This window comes from Microvirga massiliensis (assembly GCF_001006805.1).
Lineage (GTDB): Bacteria > Pseudomonadota > Alphaproteobacteria > Rhizobiales > Beijerinckiaceae > Microvirga > Microvirga massiliensis.
Genome location: NZ_LN811359.1, coordinates 326,003 through 350,027 on the forward strand (window position 1 = coordinate 326,003; position 24,025 = coordinate 350,027).

25 protein-coding genes and 2 pseudogenes are annotated in these 24,025 nt (G+C 62.4%); 16 read left to right on the forward strand and 11 right to left on the reverse strand.

What is annotated here, in order from left to right; translation table 11 throughout:
* Positions 1–135 precede the first annotated feature (135 nt).
* The 4 genes and pseudogenes from BN1233_RS27640 to BN1233_RS27655 all read left to right on the forward strand — a co-directional run bounded on the left by BN1233_RS27640 (position 136) and on the right by BN1233_RS27655 (position 3,289).
* Positions 136–1,446: pseudogene (locus tag BN1233_RS27640) on the forward strand (NRAMP family divalent metal transporter).
* A gap of 68 nt (positions 1,447–1,514) precedes the next feature.
* Positions 1,515–1,877: a hypothetical protein gene (locus BN1233_RS27645; RefSeq protein WP_048710241.1), complete on the forward strand. Its 363-nt coding sequence runs from the start codon at positions 1,515–1,517 to the stop codon at positions 1,875–1,877.
* Positions 1,878–2,064: 187 nt separating this feature from the next.
* A complete protein-coding gene (locus BN1233_RS27650; protein WP_046866840.1) occupies positions 2,065–2,523 on the forward strand; it encodes a hypothetical protein in 459 nt (152 codons plus the stop codon).
* A gap of 262 nt (positions 2,524–2,785) precedes the next feature.
* Positions 2,786–3,289, forward strand: coding sequence for a GNAT family N-acetyltransferase (locus BN1233_RS27655; RefSeq protein ID WP_046866841.1), 504 nt, complete (start codon positions 2,786–2,788; stop codon positions 3,287–3,289).
* 12 nt (positions 3,290–3,301) lie between these two features.
* Here BN1233_RS27655 and BN1233_RS27660 read toward each other — a convergent pair whose 3' ends face one another.
* Entirely contained in the window at positions 3,302–4,255 is a 954-nt protein-coding gene (locus BN1233_RS27660) for a 3'-5' exonuclease (protein ID WP_425311751.1), read from the reverse strand.
* Positions 4,256–4,550: 295 nt separating this feature from the next.
* Here BN1233_RS27660 and BN1233_RS27665 point away from each other — a divergent pair, with 295 nt between their 5' ends.
* On the forward strand, positions 4,551–4,760 hold the full coding sequence (locus tag BN1233_RS27665) for a cold-shock protein (protein WP_046866842.1): 210 nt from the start codon (positions 4,551–4,553) through the stop codon (positions 4,758–4,760).
* A gap of 48 nt (positions 4,761–4,808) precedes the next feature.
* On the opposite strand, the gene BN1233_RS43355 is transcribed toward BN1233_RS27665, so the two are convergent.
* Together BN1233_RS43355 and BN1233_RS27675 are read right to left on the reverse strand one after the other, a co-directional pair.
* Complete coding sequence (locus BN1233_RS43355; RefSeq protein ID WP_048710238.1) at positions 4,809–7,397, reverse strand: EAL domain-containing protein; 2,589 nt, start codon at positions 7,395–7,397, stop codon at positions 4,809–4,811.
* Positions 7,398–7,665: 268 nt separating this feature from the next.
* Positions 7,666–8,106 (reverse strand): BA14K family protein, encoded by a 441-nt coding sequence (locus tag BN1233_RS27675; protein WP_046866952.1) that lies wholly within the window; start codon positions 8,104–8,106, stop codon positions 7,666–7,668.
* A gap of 301 nt (positions 8,107–8,407) precedes the next feature.
* Here BN1233_RS27675 and BN1233_RS27680 point away from each other — a divergent pair, with 301 nt between their 5' ends.
* Complete coding sequence (locus BN1233_RS27680) at positions 8,408–8,665, forward strand: DUF6894 family protein (protein WP_147707588.1); 258 nt, start codon at positions 8,408–8,410, stop codon at positions 8,663–8,665.
* Positions 8,666–8,711: 46 nt separating this feature from the next.
* Here the strand turns inward: BN1233_RS27680 and BN1233_RS27685 are convergent, their stop codons facing one another.
* The 3 genes from BN1233_RS27685 to BN1233_RS27695 all read right to left on the reverse strand — a co-directional run bounded on the left by BN1233_RS27685 (position 8,712) and on the right by BN1233_RS27695 (position 12,382).
* Positions 8,712–9,170 (reverse strand): Ros/MucR family transcriptional regulator, encoded by a 459-nt coding sequence (locus BN1233_RS27685; protein ID WP_046866844.1) that lies wholly within the window; start codon positions 9,168–9,170, stop codon positions 8,712–8,714.
* Positions 9,171–9,249: 79 nt separating this feature from the next.
* The gene (locus BN1233_RS43360) at positions 9,250–11,112 is read right to left on the reverse strand and encodes a DNA recombination protein RmuC (protein WP_052763952.1); all 1,863 of its coding nucleotides are present in this window, start codon (positions 11,110–11,112) and stop codon (positions 9,250–9,252) included.
* A 157-nt stretch (positions 11,113–11,269) separates the two neighbouring features.
* Positions 11,270–12,382 (reverse strand): RHE_PE00001 family protein, encoded by a 1,113-nt coding sequence (locus BN1233_RS27695; RefSeq protein WP_046866845.1) that lies wholly within the window; start codon positions 12,380–12,382, stop codon positions 11,270–11,272.
* A 140-nt stretch (positions 12,383–12,522) separates the two neighbouring features.
* Here BN1233_RS27695 and BN1233_RS27700 point away from each other — a divergent pair, with 140 nt between their 5' ends.
* Positions 12,523–13,242, forward strand: coding sequence for a sigma-70 family RNA polymerase sigma factor (locus BN1233_RS27700; RefSeq protein ID WP_046866954.1), 720 nt, complete (start codon positions 12,523–12,525; stop codon positions 13,240–13,242).
* 42 nt (positions 13,243–13,284) lie between these two features.
* Here BN1233_RS27700 and BN1233_RS27705 read toward each other — a convergent pair whose 3' ends face one another.
* Complete coding sequence (locus BN1233_RS27705; protein ID WP_046866846.1) at positions 13,285–14,640, reverse strand: RNA-guided endonuclease InsQ/TnpB family protein; 1,356 nt, start codon at positions 14,638–14,640, stop codon at positions 13,285–13,287.
* Positions 14,641–15,090: 450 nt separating this feature from the next.
* Between BN1233_RS27705 and BN1233_RS48560 the strand changes: the two genes are divergently transcribed.
* Positions 15,091–15,216, forward strand: a complete 126-nt coding sequence (locus BN1233_RS48560; protein WP_187144384.1) for a NepR family anti-sigma factor — start codon at positions 15,091–15,093, stop codon at positions 15,214–15,216.
* Positions 15,217–15,259: 43 nt separating this feature from the next.
* Here BN1233_RS48560 and dinB read toward each other — a convergent pair.
* Together dinB and BN1233_RS43365 are read right to left on the reverse strand one after the other, a co-directional pair.
* A pseudogene (gene dinB, locus BN1233_RS27715) lies at positions 15,260–16,402 on the reverse strand (DNA polymerase IV).
* A gap of 412 nt (positions 16,403–16,814) precedes the next feature.
* Positions 16,815–17,189 (reverse strand): methyltransferase domain-containing protein, encoded by a 375-nt coding sequence (locus BN1233_RS43365; protein ID WP_048710229.1) that lies wholly within the window; start codon positions 17,187–17,189, stop codon positions 16,815–16,817.
* Positions 17,190–17,749: 560 nt separating this feature from the next.
* Between BN1233_RS43365 and BN1233_RS27730 the strand changes: the two genes are divergently transcribed.
* The 6 genes from BN1233_RS27730 (at position 17,750) to BN1233_RS27755 (ending at position 20,620) form a co-directional block, all read left to right on the forward strand.
* Positions 17,750–18,385, forward strand: coding sequence for an NAD(P)-dependent oxidoreductase (locus tag BN1233_RS27730; protein ID WP_046866849.1), 636 nt, complete (start codon positions 17,750–17,752; stop codon positions 18,383–18,385).
* Between the two features lie 60 nt (positions 18,386–18,445).
* Positions 18,446–18,709, forward strand: coding sequence for a hypothetical protein (locus tag BN1233_RS27735; protein ID WP_046866850.1), 264 nt, complete (start codon positions 18,446–18,448; stop codon positions 18,707–18,709).
* A 154-nt stretch (positions 18,710–18,863) separates the two neighbouring features.
* Positions 18,864–19,109, forward strand: coding sequence for a hypothetical protein (locus BN1233_RS27740; protein ID WP_046866851.1), 246 nt, complete (start codon positions 18,864–18,866; stop codon positions 19,107–19,109).
* Positions 19,110–19,205: 96 nt separating this feature from the next.
* Positions 19,206–19,775: a Uma2 family endonuclease gene (locus tag BN1233_RS27745; protein ID WP_187144385.1), complete on the forward strand. Its 570-nt coding sequence runs from the start codon at positions 19,206–19,208 to the stop codon at positions 19,773–19,775.
* Positions 19,776–19,968: 193 nt separating this feature from the next.
* The gene (locus BN1233_RS27750; RefSeq protein WP_046866853.1) at positions 19,969–20,244 is read left to right on the forward strand and encodes an AbrB/MazE/SpoVT family DNA-binding domain-containing protein; all 276 of its coding nucleotides are present in this window, start codon (positions 19,969–19,971) and stop codon (positions 20,242–20,244) included.
* Positions 20,231–20,620, forward strand: coding sequence for a type II toxin-antitoxin system VapC family toxin (locus tag BN1233_RS27755; protein WP_046866854.1), 390 nt, complete (start codon positions 20,231–20,233; stop codon positions 20,618–20,620). The genes BN1233_RS27750 and BN1233_RS27755 overlap by 14 nt, the downstream gene beginning before the upstream one ends.
* Before the next feature lie 110 nt (positions 20,621–20,730).
* Here the strand turns inward: BN1233_RS27755 and BN1233_RS27760 are convergent, their stop codons facing one another.
* A complete protein-coding gene (locus BN1233_RS27760) occupies positions 20,731–21,606 on the reverse strand; it encodes an N-acetylmuramoyl-L-alanine amidase (protein WP_048710222.1) in 876 nt (291 codons plus the stop codon).
* A gap of 67 nt (positions 21,607–21,673) precedes the next feature.
* Positions 21,674–22,186, reverse strand: coding sequence for a MarR family winged helix-turn-helix transcriptional regulator (locus tag BN1233_RS27765; protein ID WP_046866855.1), 513 nt, complete (start codon positions 22,184–22,186; stop codon positions 21,674–21,676).
* 82 nt (positions 22,187–22,268) lie between these two features.
* On the opposite strand from BN1233_RS27765, the gene BN1233_RS27770 reads away from it, so the two are divergent.
* A complete protein-coding gene (locus BN1233_RS27770; RefSeq protein WP_046866856.1) occupies positions 22,269–23,147 on the forward strand; it encodes an EamA family transporter in 879 nt (292 codons plus the stop codon).
* A 47-nt stretch (positions 23,148–23,194) separates the two neighbouring features.
* Positions 23,195–23,821, forward strand: a complete 627-nt coding sequence (gene wrbA / locus BN1233_RS27775) for an NAD(P)H:quinone oxidoreductase (RefSeq protein ID WP_046866956.1) — start codon at positions 23,195–23,197, stop codon at positions 23,819–23,821.
* Positions 23,822–24,025: the final 204 nt, after the last annotated feature.

Consider the following 24,025-nt stretch of genomic DNA (forward strand, 5'->3'; position numbering starts at 1 on the left):
TCGGCTGCCTTGGGACAAACCGCACGGCGGGATTGGCGATGGGCCCGGCGAGCGGGTCGATCAAGAGACGAATGCGTCATGCAACGATCGGGCTTGTCCGACGTTTGCGCCCTGTAGTGTGAGCGTCGGCGTTCCATGCAGCACGGCACGGATCAGGACCTGGATCGAGTGGCTCCGAGCCCTATCGTCGGTCCTAGCAAGCCGCGCCTTCTCCAGGTTTTGGGGCCCGGTCTCATCACCGGCGCCTCCGATGATGATCCGAGCGGGATCGCTACCTACAGCCAGGCGGGAGCCCAGTTCGGCTACGGCCTGACCTGGAGCCTGCTGTTCACCTATCCCTGATGACGGCGGTGCCGATGATCAGCGGGCGCGTCGGGCGCACGACCGGACGCGGGCTTGCCGGCAACCTGCGCAAGTACTACCCGAACTGGCTTCTGCAGTGCATCGTGCTGCTGCTTCTGATTGCCAACATCATCAATATCGGTGCCGATCTCGGGGCCATGGCCGATGCGACACGGCTGGTCTTTGGCGGCCCATTGCTCCTATACGTTCTGCTGTTTGCGGCAATCTCGAGCGCCTTGCAGGTCTTCCTCCAGTACACACGCTATGTGGCGGTGCTGAAATGGCTGAGCCTGGTGCTGCTGGCTTATGTCGCGACGCTCCTCATGGTCAAGGTGCCGTGGGGGGAGGCGCTGACCCGGCTCGTGGTGCCATCGATCACTTGGAACAAGGATTACCTCACCACCCTCGTGGCGGTGTTCGGGACCACGATCAGCCCCTATCTGTTCTTCTGGCAGGCGAGCCAGGAGGCGGAGGACGTGCGCGAGATCCCGCGGCGAAAACCGCTCGTTCAAGCTCCCCGACAGGGCCCCGACGCCCTGGAGCGGATCGAGCTGGATACCCTGGCGGGTATGGCAGTCTCCAACCTGGTTGCGCTCGCCATCATGCTCACCGCGGCGGCAACCCTGAATGCTCATGGCGTGACCGATATCCAGACCTCAGCCCAAGCAGCGGAGGCACTGCGACCGATCGCCGGAAGGTTGGCCGAAACCGTGTTCGCACTCGGCGTGATCGGCACCGGACTGCTGGCGGTTCCGGTTCTTGCCGGTTCGGCTGCCTATGCCATCGGTGAGGCGCGGAAGTGGCCGGTCGGACTGGCGCGCCAGCCGATGCAGGCCAAGGCCTTCTATGCCACGGTGGTGATTGCGACCTTGCTCGGCATGATCCTGAACTTCACCCCGATGAACCCGATCAAGGCGCTCTACTGGAGTGCGGTGATCAACGGCATCGTGGCGGCCCCGGTGATGGTGATCATGATGCTCTTGTCGGCCAAGAAAGAGGTCATGGGCGCGTTCACGGTGCGAGGCTGGCTCACGGGGGCTTGGCTGGACCGCAACCGCCGTGATGGCGCATGCCGTCATCGCGATGCTGGTCATGTCCTTCTGACCGCCCGATTTGCAAAAATCCGTTTGCCAGTCCAAACCAAACCGCACCAAATTTTCAGGACCATTTCGATGAACTCTCCCGATATTTCTCTGCCCACCCAGACGGCCACGACACCACCCGACTGGATCATGGAAAAGATCGAGAGCGCAAAGGCGCGTGGATGGGGCTTCTGCCTGATTTACGTCGAGCCGGAACAGCACGAAATGCTATGCGAGGAGCTCAACGGTTGCGATCTCGGCCAGCACCATGTCCAGGTTTTCCCGGCGCGCGGCCCCGATCTCGTTCGCGAGGCCGCGGGGGATCCCGATCACATGCCCATCATGCTGAAGTGGGCGGATCCGATCGTCACAGAGTCTCGGGCACCGACTGAGCGAAAAAAGAAAAAGGCCGCGGGCAAAAAGACCTCCCGGAAAAAGAAGCAAACCGCCTAGAACGGCTGGAGAAGGGAAATTCCGGGGTATTGCCCGGCTTCGCCGGAGGCGACTAAATACGCGTCCGGGATTCCGGAAAATTCCCTCCGCGCGCGGTTCGTGGCTCCGTCAAAGGTCAAACCTGGGCTGAACCCATAATCGTCACTGCCCGGCCCGATCCGTCGCAAACCACTTAGACCGAAAGACCATGGATAATACCAACACTCCGAACAACGCCGATATTATCGAATCCCTCAAAGCCGTGCCGGATATCCGCAAGCGCCTGATCTTTGCCGTGCTCGCGCTGGTGTCGGTTTTCGCCCCGATCGCCTCCGCGAGCGCTTTCGGCTTCACGGCCTCGGTGTCAGTCGCCGAAATCCTCGGCAACTTTGCCTACGTGCTACCGATCCTGGGGATCCTGGTCGTCGTGGCCCCGATCGTGCCGGCGTTGCAGGCGAACACCCGTATCATAGATATGGCCAACGGCGCTGCTGCCCTGTTCGCCACGTTCATGCTGCTGAACACGGTCTTCGAGGCCGTCAAGTTTGCCGGCCGGGCGAGTGAACTCGCGACTCCGAGCTGGGGCCTGCTCGTTTTCGTGGTCTATCTCTGGTTTGCGGTGGCTCGTGCGTTCCGCGCGGTCCGGAGCCGCCCCGTGACGGCCTGATCGCGCTCGTTCCCCACCCATTCACGATAATGTCGTGAGAACCCGCCGCACTCCGGCGGGTTTTTTTATGGGCCGGGCGCAGACCCCGCCGCCGGTAGTCTCGTCGGTCCGAACTTGTGATCCTCGAAACCGCAAGCGCGCGGAGGCGGCGTTGTCTCCCAGAGAACTCGTGGAGGCTCACTAATTCTGGTCGTCCTTGAACGGCTCGTCTCCACGGGAATAGGATCCGCGATACTGATTTTCCGAGGAAGCGCGATCCCCAATGCCAGCCATTTCGATCCGCAGGCTCGAGCCGAGCGATGCTGACGACTATCGGACCATTCGGCTCGATGCCCTCCAAAGAGACCCAGAGGCTTTCGGATCCATTTATTCCGTCGAGGCGGACTTCCCGCTGGTCGCCATTGCCGACCGCCTTGCCAGCTCTGTCGTGTTCGGGGCCTACGCCGACGGGCAGATCGTTGGCATGGTCGGGCTCAAACAGGAGACCGGCCCAAAGACCTCCCACAAGGGGTTCGTCTTCGGACTCTATGTGCACCCGGACTGGCGCGGCCAGAGCATCGGGAGCAGACTGGTGGAAGCTCTGATCGCTTCGGCACGAGACATCGTCGAGCAGCTCACATTATCGGTCGTGCACGACAACAACGCGGCGATCTCGCTCTATCAAAAACTCGGGTTCGCGGTTTATGGCGTCGAGCCTCGGGCGCTCAAGAGCACCAAGGGATACTCCGACGAGGTGCTGATGGCACTCATCCTGCCGCCGGATTGACCGTCGCGGTGCTTAAAACCGGAAGCGCTCGAAGGCCGTGATCCTCTCCACGAAGGGCTCCAGGTCCCGGCGATAGATCTCCTCCTGGAGAAAGTTGATCTCGCTCTCGAGCGCCTCTTCCCCGACTTCGATCCACCAAGACTTGGGCCGACCGTTTGAGCCGTCGTTCCATTTGTAGCAGCGCGCCTTCAGATCGTCTTTCCGGTCGAAGGGACTGCCCTCGGCCCAGATCCGGAACCGTGGCTTGCGGGCTGTCTTCAGCAATAGACAGAACGGGGAGCCATTATCACCCGGCAGCGGATGGCAGAGCACCTCCAGCAGGGCATGACAGTCGTCGGCCGCCCGGTGGCCGTTGTGGAACCAACCGCAGTGGGCCAACAAATATCCGAGCTTCGTCCCCTCGAACCCGTAGTCCACCCACGGGATTTCCGAATGGCTGCACGCCCATGCTTTCGCACTGAAGCCTCCGGTCAGGCGCTCGCAATACGCACGATCGAACCTGGCGTTGTGGGCGATGACGAGGTGCGCTGGTTCGAGGAATCGCTCCACGGCCTCCAGATCAAGGACATGGCCTGCGACCATCTCGGGCGTTATCCGATGTACGCGCATGGCCTCCGGACTGATCGGCACCGACGGCTCGCGCAGCGCATTGAAGATCCCGATCACGTCGCCGATCTGGCCGGCTGCGTCGAACGTGAAGGCGACCATCCCGAGCTCGATCACCTCATCGGTTGGATCCCGCCCCGTGGTCTCGGTATCGACGATGATCCCGATTTTCTCATCGTCAGCCAGTTTCCTGTCCGAGCAGACCGGCCGAGGCTGCAGTTCCCGAAGGACCCTGTAGCAGCCACTCTCTTGCAGAGCCCGCGCCGCGGCCTCGTAATCGACTGGGTCGAGTTGGAAGGAACGAGGCTCCGCCGGCGCCCTCTTCACAGCACGAGCAGGGCTCTTGGCCTCGCGCGGCACAAAAGGGGCATCAAACCCGACAAACAGGTCTGCCTGCCCACTCACGCCGCCCTCCTGCCCTGCCGCGGGATCCCCTCGGAACACGATACAGAGCAGAGCTTGGCGGAATACCTGTCGCCAAGTGGTTAATGGATACCATCACCGGAATTCACAGCCGCTTTCCGTTTATTCCGGAATTCATTCCCGGATTGCCGTGTCCCTCAACGTCGAGCCCGGTGCTTCGACGCGATCGAATCGCTGCTTGCCACAGGGATCGGCCGTGTGCGAGCCTTCTGCGGCACAAGGAGATACTGCGATGCCAACCGGCACGGTTAAATGGTACAACGAAACCAAGGGTTACGGCTTCATCCAGCCCGATGCGGGCGGCAAGGACGTGTTCGTCCATGTATCGGCAGTCGAGCGCGCGGGTCTGCCAGGTCTCAGCGAAGGCCAGAAGGTTTCCTACGAGATTCAGACGGATCGCCGCACCGGCAAAGATTCCGCTGCTGAACTCCGTGTCGTCTGATCACGCGTCGAAGCGAAGAGACTGTTGCCGCCCTGATAGGCGGCTTTTTCATGAGCAGACGCTCACACGCCCGACTTCAGTCGCCCGGGATTCCCGGAGCCTCGTCAGGATTCGCTCAATCGGCTCCGGTTTGTGAATCCCGTATCCTTGAACGAAGGTGATGCCCATCTCGGCTGCCATCTTCATGGTCTCGTCATCCTCGATGAACTCGGCGACGGTCTGCGCGCCGAGCTCCTGAGCAATCTGGTGGATCGACTTCACGATCTGCTGGTCCACGACACTCTCGGTCATCCCGCGCACGAAGCTTCCGTCGATCTTCACCAGATCGACCCGGAACGTCCGCAGATACTGAAACGAGCTCAGTCCTGACCCGAAATCATCCAGGGCGATCTGACACCCGATCTCCCGCAGCTTGCTGATCAGAGCCTCGGCAACGGCCAGCTTGCTCATCAGCGCCGTCTCGGTGATCTCGAAGACGAGCATGCGCGGCGGGACTCCAGCCTGATCGATGGCATCCAGAATATAGCCGCAGAGATCGGCGTCACCGAGCGATGCAGCCGACAGGTTGATGTGAACCCGCGCGTCCGGATCAACCTCCATGATCTCGTGCGTCGCGCCCAGAGCCCTTCGGATCACCCAGCGGTCGACCTCGCCGATGAGGTCGTAACGCTCGGCCGCCGGGATGAACACATTGGACGGGACGGTGTGCCCGTCCTTACCTTTCATGCGGACCAGGGTCTCATAGCGGTTGTGGGTCTTCGCGCCACACTCCACGATCCTCTGCGCGAAGAGCTCGAGCCGGCCCTCCCGCACGGCCTCACGGATGCCGGCCGCGACTGTGATTTCGCGATGGCGGTCCACCGCATCGCTCTGCTCCGGCCGGTAGATGCTCACCCGGTTCCGGCCCGCGATCTTGGCCGCCATGCACGCCACGTCGGCCTGGGCGAGGATCGTGCTGGGACAATCGGCGTCCCGGGTGATCTCGGCCAACCCGATGCTGGCCCCGACGCTGAAACTGCGCTCGCCCCAGGGAAACTGGATCGCGCTCATCGCCCGGTTCAATCGCTTGAGGACCTCCGTCGCATCCTCGATCGAGCATCCCAGGAGGATGATCCCGAACTCGTCGCCGCCCAAGCGCCCGATGATGTCGCCTTTGCGCATGTAGGCCGGCAAAGCCGTGGCGACCCACTGCAGCATGGCATCGCCCGCCGCATGGCCTTCCGTGTCGTTGATGATCTTCAGCCGGTCGAGATCCAGGAACGCGAGCGAATGCTTGATTCCCGTTTCCTGGCTCTCCGTCAGGGCCCCGGCGATCTTGTCCTCGAAAGCGGCCCGGTTCAGAAGTCCTGTCAGGACATCGTGGGTTGCGGCATACCGCAGGCTCTCCTCGGCTTCGCGACGGGCAGTGATGTCCTGATACTGAACGTGCAGGAAAGCCGGACGGCCGACTTCATCGCGAATGAGCGAGGCCGACCGCAGCACCCACAGATCGCGTCCGTCCTTGCAGCGATAGCGATACTCTTTCTCTTCGAAATCGGTTTCGCCCCGCAGTAGCGCGCCGTTGTCGGGTGCCGGATCGCCACGAAACGCAAACTGCCTGGGCGTCAGCCCGACGGCCTCCTCCTTCGTGTAGCCGAACAGATCAGTGTAGGCCCGATTGACCGTGATCACTGTCTCGTCGAGATCCAGGAGAGCCGTGCTGATGCCGGCTCCTTTCACGGCCCCGCGGAACAAGGCCTGGTTGCGCAGCGCCTCCTGATCGGCTGCATGCCGGCGTCGCAGTTGCCGGCGCAGGTTGAGCGCCAGGGCAATCATGGCTCCCGTCAGGACCAGGACGACGGAGCCGATCCTGATCACCCGCTGCTGCCAGCCGACGTAAATACTCTCGATCGACCGGGCGACGCTGACCGTCAGCGGAAGGTCACCGACCTGCGTGAACGTCACGAGCCGCGGGACACCGTCGAACGGCGAGGTCACCTCGAACGAGCCGGAACGCCTCTGCGGAAAATGATGATAGATCCCAGCGTTCTTGGCCTCCATTCCGAGTTGTTCCTCGGAAAATGGCACCCGCGCCAGGAGCCGCCCATCCGTCCGCAGGACCGTCATCGATCCGTTCGAACCCAGATCCATCTTCTGGAAAAGGTCCGTAAAGTAATCCAGGCTCAGAGCCACATAGGCGATGCCCGCAAAGCTGCCCTCGGGGTTCGACAGCCGGCGGCTGAAGACCAGGCCCCAGCCGTAGCCATGTCGGCTCTTGACCGGCAGCGAGATATACAGCCCGGCGTCCGGGCGATCCCGGTGAACCTTAAAATAGTCGAAAGTATGGATTTGGAGAACGCTCGGATCAACGGTGCGAGAGTGGAAGAGCACCTTGGCATCGGCGTCGGTCACTGCGATGGCGGCGAAATACCGGGCCGTCGCCACCTCGTCGAGGAGGAGCTGACGCTGCAGCCCGGGATCATGCTGGGCAAAATCAGGGTCCTGGATCCGACTCATGATCGTCCGGATCGAGAGATCGATGATCTCGATGTTGCGCGCGATGTCCCGCTCGACGGCCCAGGCGAGATTGCCCGCAGACGCCTGAGCTTGCGCCCTGACCACCCGCCGCTCGTCGATCAGAATCACGATGCAGAGCAAGGCGAAGATCGCGGCCAGCGCTACGACGCTCCAGACCGAATACTGGCTTAAAAATCTCTTCAGGTGCGGATCCGCAGCAATGGCATTATTTCCAAACAGGCCCCTCCCGAAAAACCGAGTGTCGCTTGCTGGCAGGCAACGGGCCGCTCAGGAGAATAATCGGGGCCGCACCACGGGGCAATACGCGAGCAAATTCCGAAGGTCGGCGGAGCCCGCTTGACCTTACGGGGATGAGGGATCCCATCACCCCTCACCCCCGAGTGCCCAATCAATATGTGCAGACGATCCTCTCACCTGAGTAGGCCAGATACGTGCCCGTGACGGGGTCGAACGAACGGTATTTCCGGGCGCAATAAGCGGCCAGCTGCGGGTCGACCGCGGCCGGCGGTGGGGGCAGAGCCGGACGAGCCTGGCTGGCGATCGCACTTCCGACCAGAGCGCCGGCCGCCAAGCCGAGAGCGCCAGCCGCCAGGGCGTCGCCACTTCGATCACGGTGGTAGTAGCGAGGGCCGTAATACCGGGGACCATGATAACGCGGGCCATGATAATGGCGATGCCGCCACTGAGCATAACTCTCGCCCGGATAGACCCGTGTCAGGTCGGGAATAGCTTTCCCTCCGGGCAAGGTCCCCATGGGTGCAGCCCCCACGGGTGACAGGGATGCTCCGAGCATCCCAAGAGCGAGCAGCGACGCTGTGATTTTCCGCATGACCATGTATCTCGTGTTCCTCATGCTTCTGGTGTGGTCCTCGACAAGAAATCCTGTCCTACCGGCCTCCATACCATAGCTTGGCGGTTCCAAGACAGGCCGGATTTTCGCTTCGCCGAATACCCGAAGTGCCATAGAGGCCCGATGCTCCTGGTGCTCGTGCCAGGAAAATCGGATTTTGGGCGGACCGCGCCCCGATTATCGTTTTTCTCCGGAGCTTGCGGTTGCTGGGAAATTCGCGGACCGCTCTATATAGCGGCACCACGATACCCCATCTTGGGAAAGGGCCTCGAGGATGCGCTTGTTCTTTCACCTCTCGGATGGGGAGGACACGATCCCCGACACGGCGGGAATCGAGATTGACAGCGTCGAGACCGCTCATCTTGAGGCTATGAATGCTATCGTGGAGTTTCTCGAGGGAGACGCCAACGCGGAGACCGACTGGGCTGGTTGGAGCCTCGATGTTGCCGATAGCTCCGGCGCCGTCCTTTTCTCGTTTCAGCTCGGCTCGATCCAGGCCTACAGATCGGCACTGAAAAAGCACCGCCTTCACGGATGAAAAAGCCCCGCGGTGCGGGGCTTTCCGTCTGAAAAGAAAGCGAATTTCAGGCCGCCTTGCGGGCACGACCCTTCTGCGACTGAGCGCCTCGCGCGACGCTGGCCTTTTGCCCCAGTCCCATTGCCTTCGCGAGTTCCGACCGTGCCTTGGCATAGTTCGGGGCGACCATCGGGTAATCGTGAGGCAGCCCCCACCTTAACCGATATTGCTCGGGGGTCATGTCGTAAGTGATCCGGAGGTGCCGCTTGAGGGATTTGAACTTCTTTCCGTCCTCGAGGCAGATGAGGTAGTCCGGCGTGATCGACTTCTTCACCGGAACAGCCGGGGTCGGCGCCTCAGTGGTCGCTGCGCTGGCCTGTCCGCCCGAAGCCCTCGTCAATGACGCATGAACCGTCGTCAGCAATGCCGGCAGGTCGGCAGCCGGTACCGGGTTGTTGCTGACGTAAGCAGAGACAATCTCTGCAGCCAACTCGACGAAATTCGGGGCGGAAACCTCGGCGCTCATCCAGTGCAGTCCTTTGCCAAATTGATGCGTCAATCAATGCAGATCCACCGAGAACCTCTCGTCAACTCCTGCCGTCCGATCACATACTTGAGCAAACTCGCGTTCTCTCGGATCGCGTCGCGGACCTAAAACATAAGCTTGGGTGTGACAAGCCCAATGACCCGCTGCGGTGCGGAGAAGGGAACGCAATTGTGAGCATTCCCTTCGTCACGCAGATCCTAAAGCCCGCTCGCCTACGACGGCAGGACCTCGCTGGTACGCGGCCGGCGGGTCCGCCGAACCACAATGGGCCCGCCTTCCTCCGAACCCGTCGCGGCGTCGTCCTCCACGATTTCGGCCTCCTCGATCTCGCCGGCGTCAAGCCTAACATCAGTGACGCATCGGTTCCGTCGGGCAGAGCCTCAACCCTTCTCAGCTTGTTGTTCATCACCCGGGTCCGCTGTCCGAGCTTCTGGACCGTCGTCGAGGCCGTATCGAGCTGCTTCGCGATCCGATCGACCACGTCGTTGTATTTGCCGAATTCGGTCTGGACGGCCGCAAGGAGATGCCAGACCTCGCTCGACCGCTTCTCGATTGCAAGCGTCCGGAATCCCATCTGCAGAGCATTGAGAATGGCCGACAGGGTGCTCGGCCCGGCGATCGTGACCTTATGCTCGCGCTGCACGCTCTCGAACAATCCGACTTGGCGCAGCACCTCGGCATAGAGCCCCTCGGTCGGCAGGAACATGAGCGCGAAGTCCGTCGTGGTCGGCGGATTGATGTATTTCTGGCAGATCTCTTTGGCGCAGGCCTTCACCTGGGCTTCGAGCTGTTTCCGGAACTGGGCGACCGCGGCGACATCCCCGGCCTCCGAGGCCTCTACCAGCCGCTCGTAGGTTTCCCGCGGGAACTTCGCGTCGATCGGCAGCAGAACCGCCTCGCCCTCCCCCTTGCCGGGCAGCTTGATCGCGAACTCGACGTGCTCGCTCGAATTCTCTTTGACCCGAGCGGCCTTCACATATTGCTCGCGACTCAGGAACTGCTCGAGGAGCATCTCGAGTTGGACCTCGCCGAAGGTGCCCCGCACCTTGACGTTCGTGAGCACGTTTCGGAGATCCCCGACATTGGTCGCGAGGCTCTTCATCTCGCCCAGTCCCTCGTGGACTTTGTGCAACTGCTCCACGACGCGGTTGAAGGACTCGCCGAGGCGGGTCTCGAGCGTCGACTGCAGCTTTTCGTCGACGGTCTTGCGCATCTCGTCGAGCTTTGCGGAGTTCTCCTGCCGGAGCACATCGAGACGTCCTTCGACGACCTGGCGCAGGGCCTCCTGGGCTTTCTCGTGCTTCTCGCTGAGCAGCCCGAGTGCCTGAGCCGTCTGCTCGAGCCGCTCTTTTTGCTGCTGGCCGAGATCGCTCAAGGTGGTCGCCATGTTGCCACCGAGCCGCAGGAAGCTGCTGCCCAACTCCTCGCGCAGGCTTTTGGCCTCTTCAGCCTGCTTGGCCACTGAAGCATCGAGCTTGCCTTCAATGAGGAGCCGCAGGCCCTCCCGGTTCTGGCTCGCGTCGGATGACAACTTGGTCATATCGGTGTTCAGTTTCTCGCCGATGGCGGCCACCCGTTGCTCGATCGTCTTGACGCTGGCGTCGAGGCGCTCGCCGAAGCCATGGATATGCGTGTTGACCGCGTCGCCCAGCACCCGGAACGAGTTGATCGTCGTCTCCTGGAACCGCGTCAGATATTCGGAGAGCTCCTGCCGCAGCCCGCGCGACTGGTCCTCCCCGGCCCGCCTGATGCCGTCGGCCTCGGTCCGAAGCGCCAAAGCAAGCATGTCTCTTGTGAGCGGTTCGGCGGCAACGGTGCGGCTGACCCTTGAGAAAATCGCGACCGCCAAAATCAGCGTCAGGACCGCACAGGCGGCGATCGCGATCAGAACAATATTGGTCGGAAAACTCTCGACTATCATTGAAATCCCCCAGCTCCGCCGATTTCTGGCGTGATGCCGCGAGACTAGAGGGCGGATTCTTCGCGTGCCAAATAGAACGTTTTAGGAACCGCAGCGGAAATGGGCGGCAGAGAATTTTCTACCGCTGATGCGCTCAGTTATTGGCGCCCTCGGGTTGCTAGACGATCCCCCAGGCGCGATAGCGCGAGCGGCCGGTCAACTCGCGCGGGCGAGCCCCACCCAACTGAGCCATCATGAGATCGAAGGCCTTGGGCGTCACTTTGAGGATTTTCGAAGCCATCGGCATCGTGACCAGCGGGCGCGAGAGAAAAAGCGAGGCGAGTTCCGGAAGCTTGGAATTCCTCCGGCACTCTTGCGTGACCCGACTCATGAGATCGCGCGCCAGCGACAGGCGGTCGAGGTCCTTGTGGGACAGGGCAACCGCCTGCTCGACCACGGCGCAAAATCCTTCGATTTTCTCCCGCGGGCTTTCCCGTCCTTTTGCGCGCCAGTCGGTCTCGCGATAGCCGGCCGCCAAGGGCAACAGATAGGTGGTCAGGTCACGGGCCCGCAGAACAGCCCCGGCCAGGATCAGCCCCAGCCAGGGCTGCCTCTGGTAAAGTCCCAATTCGAGCCAAGCGTCCCAGGCGATCGCGGCCGCAGCAACCGCCGGCCACTCGGCGGTCCGTTGAATGACCTCGAGCCAGGCATCCTCTAATTCCGCCTCGTCCTTTTCGAGGTCGTAAATCAGGTGAGAGCGAGATTTCGGCAGCGGGGTCTCGCCCGCGAGAACCTTACTGGTCCGCTCGATCAGCGCATCGATCTCGGCGAGGTGAGCCTTCATGGGATCGTCGTCCTCGTCGGCGACAAGCACCTCCTCGTCCTGTTCCCCATCCTCGCGTCGCGCCGGAGCCTTCTCGGGGTCACTGCCCTGACCAGCACCACCTCGGAGCGCCGAAAGGCCATCGATCGAGATCGGCCAAGGGGCCGGGCGAGCCCGAACCGTCCGCCGGGCCCGCAAGGCGGCCGCGGCCCGGGTGAGCTCGTGCGTGGGGCTCCTCACGTCCATGCCGGCGTCGTGCAGAACCAGGTCCGCCAAATCGACCAGCTCGCCATCGAGGATCAGGGCTTTGACGGCTTCCGTCAGGTCGCAGCGGGATTGCCACCCCGGCCCCAGACCCGAGGCCTCCAGCCGGGCATCGAGACGCACGACGCCGATCGCCACCCGCTCCAGGCGGCCCGCCAGACCGTCCCAGGCCACGGCAGGTATGTCGTAGTGGCTCGGTGGCACCGCCTCTCATCCTCTCTCCGCCTCAGACTCGGGAGGCGAACCTCCCGGACCGGCGCAATGTGCCACAGCGAGAGGCTGCCGGGAAACCAAGGTCAAGCTTGTGCGTTAAGCCTTCTCCATTGCTCTCCGAGATCATTGCCATGACGACGCAATTTTTCCCTAGCTCCGCCGAAACTGGATTGGAATCCAAAGCCACGAAGCTCACTCCAGAGATCCGGGCACTTCTTGGGGATCAGTTGCGCACCCTGTATGGCAATCCGTCGGAAGAAAAGCTCCCGAGTGAGCTCACCACGCTCATCGAGCGGCTCGAAGCCGCGATACGCTCGCGCGGAGGGCCATTCGACCGGGCTTTTGCCGATGAGATCCTGAGCTATGCTCAGTCTCTGCGGTCGTTTGCGGTATCGTTGACCAGAAATGTGGAGCAGGCCGAGGACCTTCTCCAGGAAACAATCCTCAAGGCACTCAGCAATCAGGACCGCTTCATGCCGGGTTCAAATCTCCGGGCCTGGCTCTTCACGATCCTGAGAAACCTGTTCCACTCGAGCTATCGCAAGTCGAGACGCGAGGTCGAGGATCCTCAGGGCGCTCATGCGGATACCCTGATCACCATCCCGGATCAGATGGCCAAACTCGACATGCAGGACTTTGAGGCAGCCCTGGCGAAAATTCCCCGGGACCAGCGAGAAGCCCTCATGCTGGTCGGGGCCGAAGGGCTCACCTACGAGGAGGTCGCGCAAGTCCTCGGGGTCAAAGTCGGCACGATCAAGAGCCGCGTCAACCGGGCCCGCAATCAGCTGGCAGAGTTGCTCGGCATCGACCGCACAGACGATATCGGCGGCAGCCGACTGCAGCGCGCTTGAGTGACACTCCCATTCCGTGAACGGAATGGGCTTCTTGGTTTTTCAGGCGGCGGAGGGCAGCGTCTGACGACGCACCGGCAATCCGGCGTCCCTTCGCGGATCTGAAGCTCTTCCTTGTGGAGGGGAAGTCCCAAGCAACTGCGGTGATGGTGGGGCGACCCCCTCCCGCAGGCCCGTGTCCGGGCTACTACGACGGGCCGGTAAGCTCGGGGCGGGGCTGTTCAGCCCCCGCGCCGCCCGCATCGGGCCGGCTCGTCGATACGTCACTCGCGCGGGGAACGTGACTCTCACGCCAAAGGCGTTCTGATGCATGTTGGCAGCGCCCACTACGTCGCGGTGGCCGACAAATCCACATGCCTTGCATTGCCAGTCCCGGCCCTTGGGCCGGTGGCGATGGCCGCATTGCGGACACCGGGAGGACGTCCTACGCTCGTTCCCGATGGAGCACGCAATGCTGGCCCGCTCCGCCTTGTGGCGGAGGTAGTCCATATCCTGGCCGACCTCCCAGCGGCTGATGCGCTGGTTGTGATGCCGTCCGGCTTTCAATGTCCGCACCCCGCGCGGATCGCCGATGAACAGGGTGCCGACCTTCTGCTGAACGCAGAAGTCGATCACCTTTCGGGTGCCCTTGTGGCGCAAGTCACGGATGCGCCGCCTGGCCAGGAGGCTGCGCTTTCGGCGAGCCCGCTGGAGCTTTTTCCAGCGCCGCGAGCCGCGCTTGCAGCGCGCGCGTTTGCGCGCGAGGGCGCCGAGCTGTTTCGAGAGCAGGCGCTTGTGGCTGCGCATCCCGCGGCCGCAGATCACCAGGGCCGCGCCCGTGTCGGTCGCCACCGCGGCTTGATGGATCTCGCCGAGATCGACACAGGCGCGGTGCTCACCCGGAGACGCCTCGGCTTGAACCACATCGCCGCGCACGATGTGGAGCTCATAGCCGTCTTTCCAGACGAGCTTCACGGCGCCCGGCTCGAAATCGAGCGCGACGCGAAACACGAGCGATTTCCGGCCCCGGCCCATCGGCAGGATCAGGTGGCTGGCACACCTGTCATAGCTCACGGCCTGAGCGGGCCAGTAGAGCGGGAAGAATGTTTTCTCCCGGTGCGGATAGCGCAGCCACTGGCGCGAGGCCGGATCGTTGCGCCGCCGCTCCGTCGTGGCCTCGACATTTGCGAGGAACTGCTGGACGATCATCTGGATCGTCTGCGAATGGAGCTTGTAGCGGCCCTTCGTGAATTTCTGGAGCGTGTCGCGCGTCGGCCACTTCGCGCGCGTGTCACGGGCTTGCTTGTGAACGGCGACGCGATCCATCCATTCGCGGGCCGCTTCCCGTTGGGCCTCGCGCAGCGCCGCAAGCTGCCCTTTGGGCAGCCACTTCGGGCGATGAATCGAGACGCTCTCCATCCCCCTGCTTATAAGAACAAACCGTGAATAGTCAAGCTGCGGGCGCCGCGCGGGCGGCGCATAAAATACCTCCATATTCGCTCTCATCCCGATCCCCTGAAGGGGATGGGACTTCCCGCGAATGATTGTTAAAAGTTCTACGCTGGCGACCGGCGGACACCGGCAGTAGCCTGTGCGGCTACTGATAGCGCAGCAAAGTGAGACGCGGGACGTAGTCAGAAAATCCCGTCAAAGGGGCATCATGTCGTTCGCGGCGGCGCAATCTCGCGCATGAGAGAGCATCTGCGTGAGCCAAGTCCATTCATCCGCGAGGTGGCCCTATGAGATGCCCGATCCCACCCGCTCACAAAGACCAAGCAAACAAAGACACATCAAACAATGAACAGAAGAGTTCCGACGTCCTCGCACAACGATTCCGAACGACCACTCGCGACACCAATCAAGACTGCCGTGCGCAATCATCTCGGCCGGCAGCTGCGTAATTTCTACGGACCCGTCGAGGAAGAACCGCTCCCCGATAATCTCCGCGAGCTTCTCGACCGCTTGGCCGAAGCCGACGAACAAGGCCGGCGCTAGAGATAGTCGGTGCCGCCCGAAGACCGATCCCCGCTACCCGGCCTCACAGATCGAGCTGCATTTGAGGGGTTTCGACATGCTCTTCGGATCCGAGCGTCGACAGCGTCCCCCGAGCAGGCGAATGCCCTTGGGAGCAGGGATCAAGGGCCTGAGAAGCTCAAGGCTCGCCTGCGAGAGCGCATCCCTGGATGGCACTTGGCTCACGAACGATCGGCTGCGTGTGATTTGCTCGAAGTCGGCGTATTTCACCTTCAGGGTGACGGTGCGCCCGCGCGTGCCTGTCCGCTCGCAGAAGCCCCAGACCTTGTCGACGGTCGGGGCGAGTGCGGCCTGCATATCCTCAAACCGGACCAAATCCTGCGGAAATGTGTTCTCGGCCCCGACGGACTTCCGGATCCGGTTTGGCCGAACGGAACGCTCGTCGATGCCTCTCGCGATCCCGTAAAAGTACGGACCTGCCTTGCCAAAATGCTCGATCAGGAATTCGAGGCTTTTTGCCCGCAGATCCAGACCCGTATGGATCCCGAGCCGATTCATCTTCGCTTCAGTGGCGGGGCCCACGCCGTGGAACTTCCCGACCTGGAGAGCTTCCACGAAAGTGGATCCCATTTTTTGGCGGGATTACGAACAGCCCGTCTGGCTTGCGCTGATCGGACGCCAACTTCGAAAGCAGCTTGTTGTATGACACTCCGACTGAGGCCGTGAGGCCGGTTTCCCGGAAAATCCTTGCCCTGATTTCTTCCGCAATCTGGGTCGCAGACGGGATCCCCTTCAGGTTCTCGGTGACGTCCAAATAGGCTTCGTCGAGCGCACGCGGCTCGATGATCGGCGTATATTCGGCGAAGATCGACCGGATCTGATGAGAGAGAGCTCGATAGACTTCAAATCGGGGCTTCACAAAGATCAACTCGGGGCATTTGCGCATCGCCGTCACCGACGGCATCGCCGAGCGCACCCCAAACTTCCGGGCCTTATAACTAGCGGTCGCGACCACTCCTCGCGCGCGCGATCCGCCGACGGCGACAGGCTTTCCGCGAAGCTCCGGGTTGTCCCGCTGCTCTACGGATGCATAGAAGGCGTCCTGATCCACCAAAAGCACCTTCCGCTGCCGATCAGGAGGCCTCGTCTCCTGGTCACCAGGCAGTTCGTCGAAATGTTCGATGAGCTCGGAAGCCACCTCCAACATCGGCCTATCACGTTCTCCAATAGCATCATCGTCGGTGTCGATGTTCCAGTGCACGTTAGCACAGAACGGGAACACATCGCCAGTCGGCGCCCGTGGCCCGCAAGCCATCTCGTCCGCGAGATCGAGGCCGTCCTCAACCTGTTCGAGAAGCAGCCAGCGCCCGGGACAGGGCAGCGTGTTTCGAGACACTCGACTGATCAGGCGGACTCTCTAGTCGAAAATCCTCCCCATCCCCTTCCCTTTGAGGTTGCGTTGCAACTCTCGAAGCCGTCCCCTAAACCCCTCCTTGGTTTGGTCTGCCAACACGGTTCCGCGATATTCCTGGAAGGTGGCCCCGATCTTCTCGCCTTCCCCATTCGTGCCCAGCCCAAAGCCGACCCCCTCGAACGGGGCGCCTATGGATCTGAACCGCTTATTGAAGGACAATAGTTCGGCACCCGAGATCCTCGGCTTGATCGCGATCACCGCGCTGTCGCGCCACTTGCCGCCGGACACCCTGGGCGGCCGTCGAGTCCTTTTCGAAATACGTCTCGACGAGATGCATTCCCGACAGGGTGCATAACGCACCCCAGGAATCCGGATAAAATCGCCAGCAGTCGTAGGGAAACCGGTGCACGCGGCCACCACCGGGCGCGATGACGAACAACACGCCCCCGGGCTTCAGAATCCGCGCCATCTCGCAGAACGTGACCCAGAAAAAAGGATTGTGCTCGAATGTCTGCCCGGAAATCGCGACATCGTAACGATCGTCGGACAGTTCGAACCAGACGTATCCATTTTTGGGCACGATATCGACGTTGGCCCGGGCTCCACATCCAGACCGGTATAGTCGTAACGAGGATCGGCAAACAGCGACCTGAACGTGTCGTGTGCTTCGTAGGACTTCGCGCCAATCTCAATGACGGATATTTTCCGGCCGCTGTTCAGCAGACCCGAGACATAGTGTTTGATAAAAAGCTCAGCTTTTAAAAGGGACGAGTAATGCATCAAACACACTCGAAAAATACGTCGTGAAAAAAGATCGCCGTATTTATAAGTGGGAGCGGCCAAGCTTGCAAGACGCACCCCTCCTTTACGGCAGGTCCGCATCCTCCGGGATCTCACGGCTTTGCCGGTCATCCAGATCCTATGTTGATTTCCCCTCTCTTCGGAGGCTCCTCCGACGGCCCGTGCTCGCGTCGGTTCGGGAGCTCTGAGCTCAACGCATCAGACGCAGCCCGGTCTCCAGCGCTACACGAGCGGGCGCGCTGCGGTTGAAGGAGCGGAAGCAACACCCACCTCATTTGAAGTGGATCGACCGCGCAACGCGGCGCTTGGTTCGTCCAGCTGGGATCGTAGGGGCCACCGATGCGAATAACGGTCATTGGGGCAAGCCACGGTATTGGCGCCGAACTCGTCAATCAGGCCAGAGCGGCCGGGCATCAGATCGTCGCTACCTCGCGCAGCATGAAGCTTGAACCTGCCTCCGATATGGTCCCGGTCAAGGGCTCGATTCTCGATCCCGGAGCGGCCGAGCGCGGTGTCCAGGGTGCCGACGCGGTCGCCTGGTGTCTCGGCGTGAAGACGCTCGGCCCCACGGCTCTTCGGACCGTGACGGTCTTCTCGCAAGGCACCGAACGCACCATCGCCGCCATGAAGGCTATGGGCGTGAGCCGCTTGGTCGCGATCACCGGCATCGGGGCCGGCGAGAGCCGCGGTCACGGTGGTTTTCTCTACGACTGGATTGGGCTGCCGCTGATCATCGGAGCCGTCTACGCCGACAAGGACCGGCAAGAGGCGATCCTGAAGTCATCGGGCCTCGATTGGACCATCATCCGCCCGACCCTCCTCACCAATGGTCCGCGCACGGGCCACTATCGCGTGCTGACCGATCTGACCGGCGTTCACGGCGGCCGGATCAGCCGGGCCGATTGCGCGGATTGCCTGATGCGCGCCATCGTCGCGCATGAATGGTCGCGCAAGGCCATTCTCATTACCGATTAGAGGCCCCGAGGTCCTCCGGCTCGCTTGGCAGGTGCCGCCAGAGGATTACAATGCGGGACCATGAAGCACGCGGAGTTCCGTGTCGGCCACGAGTTCCGGACCTCGAGCGGCAACCGGTGGCGCTGCACCGACATCGGGCAGCGGACCATCGTCGCGATCCGCATCGACCCAGTCGAGCTCCCGGTGATCGAGGACGGTCACCCGCGGACGCGGCGGCTCACGCAGGCCGAGGCCGAGCAGGAAGGCTGGTTCGAGGGCCCACCGTACAAGATCCCAGAGGTGGTCTTCAACGAAGACGACCTCGACGACTGCGAACCCGCGTAGGCCGCCTTTCCGGACGGGCAGTTTGCATCCCGAGAAGCGGCTGCAGCGCATCCCTGCACCTTCGGAGTGCGGCGTGGTCTACCCCATCCCCACCCTGACGAAGCCACAAACAGCCGCTTTATTGAGGAGTGGTAGGAACTGACACAGGCACGATATGGACAGGTCGAGCTACGAGGTCCAATACTCTGCCCGCCTGCAGGTGGAACTCCTCCCGGAATCGGAGAAGGCCGACCTTGACCGGCTGTTCGCCGATCCGGAACGCCTGAAGGCAGAAACCTTGCAGGAAATATCGGAGGGGCGCTTCGTGGCCCGGCTTGGCTCGAAGCGTGTGCTCTGGCGGCGAACCCCGGAGGGCAAGCCCGAGGTTCTCGGCATTCTCGATCGCTCCTACGCCGCCTAGCCCCCCGTGCAGTTCCAATGGATCGTGTACAGCCTCGAGGAGGCTGAAGCTGAGTTTGTGGGTGGTACCCACTCTGCTGGCCTTGGGGAGATGACGATGCAGCGGAACCAGCGCAGGCCTTTGCGAATGTCGGAGGACCAGTTCCTCGCCTGGGCAGAGAACCAGGAAGGGCGCTACGAGTTGCTGCGGGGCGAAGTCCTGATGCAGGCCGGCGCCACCCGTGACCATGAAAGGGTGGCCAAACGGACCTTCGCACTTCTCTATTCCCAGGCCGACGAGAAGGTCTACGACGTCAACAAAGGCGACTTTGGGGTGCGGATCCGGCCGGGTTCCGGCAAAGGCACGATCCTGTATCCGGACGTGCTCGTTGATCGGCAAAGCACGGCCGGCGACGAGCAGTCGACCACGCAGCCAATCGTCGTGATTGAGGTCCTCTCTCGGAGCACGGATTACGAGCACCATGTTCAGAAGCTGGCGCACTACAAAAAGCGGGACAGTCTCTGCCAGTATGTCGTGTTCGATCAGAAAGAGCCGCGGGCTTTCGTTTGGACCAAAGACGCGAATAGATGGCCGGAGAGGCCCGAGAAGATTGAGGGCGCCGATGGCGTCGTAGCCCTACCCTCAATCGCAGCACGGTTGCACCTGGCCGAGATCTATCGGTCTTGAAATGGCACCCCTAGAGCCCCTCGCCTCTTGAAGACCATCTGCATCGCGACCGCGGGATTTCTGCTATCCGGATTTCGATGTGGGACCGAACGGTCCCTGCTCCATGAGGTGCAAGGCTACTGCCTTCCACTTGAATTAGAACCGCAGAACGCATATCTTACCATCGTCTTACCTCGTTTGGCAGGGATTTACCGTGGCAAGACCAGAGCGACTCACAACCGTCGTCTCCACGAAAGGCCAGGTTATCTTGCCCAAATCGATCAGGCAGCACCGGAACTGGGACGCGGGAACCCGGCTCGTGGTGGAGGAGACGCCCGAAGGTGTGCTCCTGAAGGCCGCCCCTCTGTTTGCCGAGACCCGGCCAGAAGACGTCTACGGATCGCTGCCATACACAGGCGCTGCCAAGACCATCGAGGAGATGGAAGCCAGCATCGTCGCCGAAGCAAAACGGCGCCATGCTCGCGATTGATACCAACCTGATCGTCCGGTATCTGACTGGAGATCACCCTGAGCAATCGCCGAAAGCCAGAGCTCTAATAGACCGTGCGGACGTTTTCGTCTGCACGACGGTTCTTTTGGAGACCGAGTGGGTGTTACGCAGTGCCTATGGCTATACCCCGGCGCAGATCGGAACCGCGTTGAGCGCCTTTGCGGGTCTGCCACAGGTTACGCTGGAGGACGCCCCCCTGGCGGCAACGGCTCTTGCGTGGATGGCCAAGGGACTTGATTTCGCGGATGCGCTGCATTTGGTGAAAGCTGCAGGATGCACAGCCTTCGTCAGCTTTGACCAGCGTCTTGCCAAGGCAGCAAACCGGGTCAGTGATGTGAAGGTTCGGGTGCCCTAATCCAGTGGGCCGGACACCTCCTCAGAAAGCATGCTCAAGCGACCTCCACACCAAACTCCGAATAGCCGAAGCTTCGTATGCCCCGATAGTGCGGCACTACGTCGGCCGAGCTACCGGCTCGCACTCACGGTCCGGGCGGCGCAGAACTTCGCCATCGCGCTCGAGACAGCCTCCGCCATGACCGCGCGCCGCCGCGGAGAAGCCAGTTGCAGCTCTTCGGAGCGGTTGACGATCACGCCGGCCTCGAGGAGGGCCGCCGGCGCCTTGGTGCCCTTCAGGACGATGAGGTTGTCGGTCCGGTAAACGCCGAGAGCGGAGTTCACCCAGGGATGCCGCTCACCGGGAATGTCTTCGGCATGGTGTCGTGTGAAGCTTAGTCCGCGCGCCATTAGCTCTGCCCCGAGCAGCTCGGCGAGTTTGACACTCTCACCCGGGAACTCGTTCTTGTTCGACACGAAGACAGAGTAGCCCGAGAAGCGATCGCTGTAGCTCTGCTCGACCCCGAATTCGGTCGTCCACTTCTCCAGATATTTCTTCTGAACCGCGTCGTGATGCAGGGACAGGAAGGCGTCGGGCTTTGCGGCATTCGCCCGAGCATTGCGGGTCACGAGATCGGCCCGGCCAGCCCCCTGGTTCGTGACAACGGTCACGGCCTGAAAGCCATCGCGCTTCAAGGTCTCGGCCACGGCGTCGGCCAGGAGCGTGTTGAAGCGATACTCCGCGACGCCACGGGCGCTCATGGCTCCCGGCGACTTAGCGCTGTGCCCGACATCGATCACGATCCGGAAGTTTCGACGATCACACTGCGGGTCGCTCGCGCCCTGTTGTTGAACCAGAGGAGATCGAGACGCCATCAAAGGCTGAGCAGCCCAAGACGAACCGATCGCCGCAGCAGAAATACCCGTGACCAGCCCGAGCTTCGTGATCCATAAATGCATTCCAAAATCCCACACGCGGTTGCACCCAATGATTTCCTCATAGGGCATCAACCTGTCGTGAGGCTTTCCATTCGGACATCAATCGATGCGTGGGGGAACCAACCGCGATAGCTCATCAGAAGGGTGATGCGCTGTTACGCGACTCCGCTTCGAGCCCTGCCAGATAGGTGCGGAGCAGCCGCTCGAGCGCGGCACAATCATCCTTGGAGATCAGCGCAACCAGACGCGCCTGGGTCTCGACATGCGCGGTGACCGCTGCATCGATGACCGCAAAGCCCCTCTCGGTCAGAGCGATGATGACGCTGCGTGCGTCCTGGGGGTTCAGCCGGCGTTCAACCAGGCCCGCTTTCCCGAGTTGGTCGATCCGATTGGTCATCGTGCCGGAGGTCACCATGGTCATGGCCATCAGGTCCCCGGGCGAAAGGGCATAGGGCGGCCCGGAGCGGCGCAGGGTGGCCAGAACGTCAAAGCTCGCGGCATTCAGCCCGTGCGCGGCGAAGGTCTTCTCCATCTCGCGCCCGAGATGGCGCGAGACCTGCCTGAGGCGGCCGATCAGGCCCATCGGCGCGACGTCGAGGTCGGGCCGCTCCCGGTGCCACTGGGCCAGAATGTTATCGATGCGATCCATGTTCCCACGTTCGCCACGGAACTATCTTGACGTCAAGACATCTCCGGTTATCTTGACCTCAAGATAATTGGGGATGCCGCCCATGGCCCGCCAAGCCGACCTGCTGCTGACCGCGATCGCGCCGGCGATCTGGGGCAGCACCTACCTGGTCACCACGCAGTTCCTGCCTGACGGCTATCCCCTGACCGTGGCGATGCTGCGGGCGCTTCCGGCAGGCCTCCTGCTGCTGCTGGTGGTGCGCCGACTGCCGGCCGGGATCTGGTGGGCCAGGGCCTTCGTGCTCGGCGCGCTCAACTTCTCGCTCTTCTGGTGGATGCTGTTCATCTCCGCCTACCGCCTGCCGGGCGGCATGGCCGCAACGGTCGGCGCCATCCAGCCGCTGATCGTGGTCATCCTGGCCCACCTCGTGCTGGGCTCGACCATTCGTGTCCTGTCCGTTGTCGCCGCGCTCGCTGGCATGGCCGGGGTGGCGCTCCTGATCCTGACGCCGCAGGCCGCGCTCGATCCGCTCGGGGTTGCGGCGGGCTTGATGGGCGCAGTCTCGATGGCGGCCGGAACGGTGCTCAGCCGGCGCTGGCAGCCGCCGGTCTCGCCCTTGACCTTCACGGCCTGGCAATTGACGGCGGGCGGCCTCCTGCTGCTCCCGGCGGCGCTGTGCCTGGAGCCGCCCTTGCCCGCGCTTACGGGACCCAACGTTCTCGGCTTTGCCTATCTCGGCCTGATCGGAGCGGCGCTCACTTACATCCTCTGGTTTCGCGGAATCGCCCGGCTGGAGCCATCCGCGGTCGCCCCGCTCGGTCTTCTCAGCCCCGTGTCGGCAGTCATTCTCGGCTGGTGGGTTCTGTCCCAGCACCTGACCGCGGTCCAGTTCGCCGGCGTGGGCCTCGTGCTGGCCAGCGTCTGGCTGAGCCAGCGCGCCCAGCAGGCGCACCGGCCCGCCGCTATCGTTTACGCGCGGTGATCGACGCGCCCCATAGCTCCCTCGCCCTCACTGACCGGAACCTGTCGATGACGAAAGTTCTCGTGCTTTACTACTCGGCCTACGGGCACATTGCGGCGATGGCGGCCGCGGCCGCCGACGGTGCCGGGGAGGCCGGCGCTTCCGTGACCGTGCGGCGCGTTCCCGAACTGACCGACGCGGCGGTGACGGCTGGGCATCCAGCCGACGACACCCCGGCCGCCTCTGTGAGCGAGCTCGTCGACTATGACGCCATCATTTTCGGGACTCCCACCCGGTTCGGCAACATGGCCTCACCGATGAAGGACTTTCTCGACCGCTGCGGCGGCCTCTGGGCCCGTAATGCGCTGGTCGGCCGGGTCGGTAGCGCATTTACGTCGAGCGAAAGCCAGCATGGCGGGCAGGAGCACACGCTGCTCTCGCTGCATGCCTCTCTGATGCACCTCGGCATGGTAGTCGTCGGCCTGCCCTACACCTTCAAGGGGCAGACCCGCATGGACGAGATCACTGGCGGCTCGCCGTATGGGGCAACCACGCTCGCCGTGAAGGATGACGGCAGTTACCGCCCGCCGAGCACGAACGAGCTCGATGGTGCGCGCTTTCAGGGGCACTATGTTGCGGAGATTGCTGCGTCGCTCGCGCGAGCTCGGTTCGAGAGATGCGTCGAGCCGGCATGATCGGGGCGAAGAGCGTGCAAGGTTTGTTGGGCGTGCCTGGGCACTCCTTTGCGCTATTGGGTTTCGCCGAGATCGGTTCCGGTGCGTGCGTTGCACGATGGCCTAATGAACCGATAGCCAAGCGCATCAACCAGGAAGGCATGGAACGCGCCATCAAAGAAAGGCGGCCACGCATGTCACAATCGATCGGGCTGTGTCGTCTTT

Bases quoted from the DNA above. Each gene is read 5' to 3' on its own strand.
- BN1233_RS27730 (WP_046866849.1), top strand. From the start codon at position 17,750: ATGCGAATAACGGTCATTGGGGCAAGCCACGGTATTGGCGCCGAACTC.
- BN1233_RS27735 (WP_046866850.1), top strand. From the start codon at position 18,446: ATGAAGCACGCGGAGTTCCGTGTCGGCCACGAGTTCCGGACCTCGAGC.
- BN1233_RS27745 (WP_187144385.1), top strand. From the start codon at position 19,206: ATGCAGCGGAACCAGCGCAGGCCTTTGCGAATGTCGGAGGACCAGTTC.
- BN1233_RS27645 (WP_048710241.1), top strand. From the start codon at position 1,515: ATGAACTCTCCCGATATTTCTCTGCCCACCCAGACGGCCACGACACCA.
- BN1233_RS27705 (WP_046866846.1), bottom strand. From the start codon at position 14,640: ATGGAGAGCGTCTCGATTCATCGCCCGAAGTGGCTGCCCAAAGGGCAG.
- BN1233_RS27650 (WP_046866840.1), top strand. From the start codon at position 2,065: ATGGATAATACCAACACTCCGAACAACGCCGATATTATCGAATCCCTC.
- BN1233_RS27685 (WP_046866844.1), bottom strand. From the start codon at position 9,170: ATGAGCGCCGAGGTTTCCGCCCCGAATTTCGTCGAGTTGGCTGCAGAG.
- wrbA (WP_046866956.1), top strand. From the start codon at position 23,195: ATGACGAAAGTTCTCGTGCTTTACTACTCGGCCTACGGGCACATTGCG.
- BN1233_RS27740 (WP_046866851.1), top strand. From the start codon at position 18,864: ATGGACAGGTCGAGCTACGAGGTCCAATACTCTGCCCGCCTGCAGGTG.
- BN1233_RS27655 (WP_046866841.1), top strand. From the start codon at position 2,786: ATGCCAGCCATTTCGATCCGCAGGCTCGAGCCGAGCGATGCTGACGAC.
- BN1233_RS27665 (WP_046866842.1), top strand. From the start codon at position 4,551: ATGCCAACCGGCACGGTTAAATGGTACAACGAAACCAAGGGTTACGGC.
- BN1233_RS43360 (WP_052763952.1), bottom strand. From the start codon at position 11,112: ATGATAGTCGAGAGTTTTCCGACCAATATTGTTCTGATCGCGATCGCC.
- BN1233_RS27760 (WP_048710222.1), bottom strand. From the start codon at position 21,606: ATGCCCTATGAGGAAATCATTGGGTGCAACCGCGTGTGGGATTTTGGA.
- BN1233_RS27675 (WP_046866952.1), bottom strand. From the start codon at position 8,106: ATGCGGAAAATCACAGCGTCGCTGCTCGCTCTTGGGATGCTCGGAGCA.
- BN1233_RS27770 (WP_046866856.1), top strand. From the start codon at position 22,269: ATGGCCCGCCAAGCCGACCTGCTGCTGACCGCGATCGCGCCGGCGATC.
- BN1233_RS27755 (WP_046866854.1), top strand. From the start codon at position 20,231: ATGCTCGCGATTGATACCAACCTGATCGTCCGGTATCTGACTGGAGAT.
- BN1233_RS27765 (WP_046866855.1), bottom strand. From the start codon at position 22,186: ATGGATCGCATCGATAACATTCTGGCCCAGTGGCACCGGGAGCGGCCC.
- BN1233_RS27700 (WP_046866954.1), top strand. From the start codon at position 12,523: ATGACGACGCAATTTTTCCCTAGCTCCGCCGAAACTGGATTGGAATCC.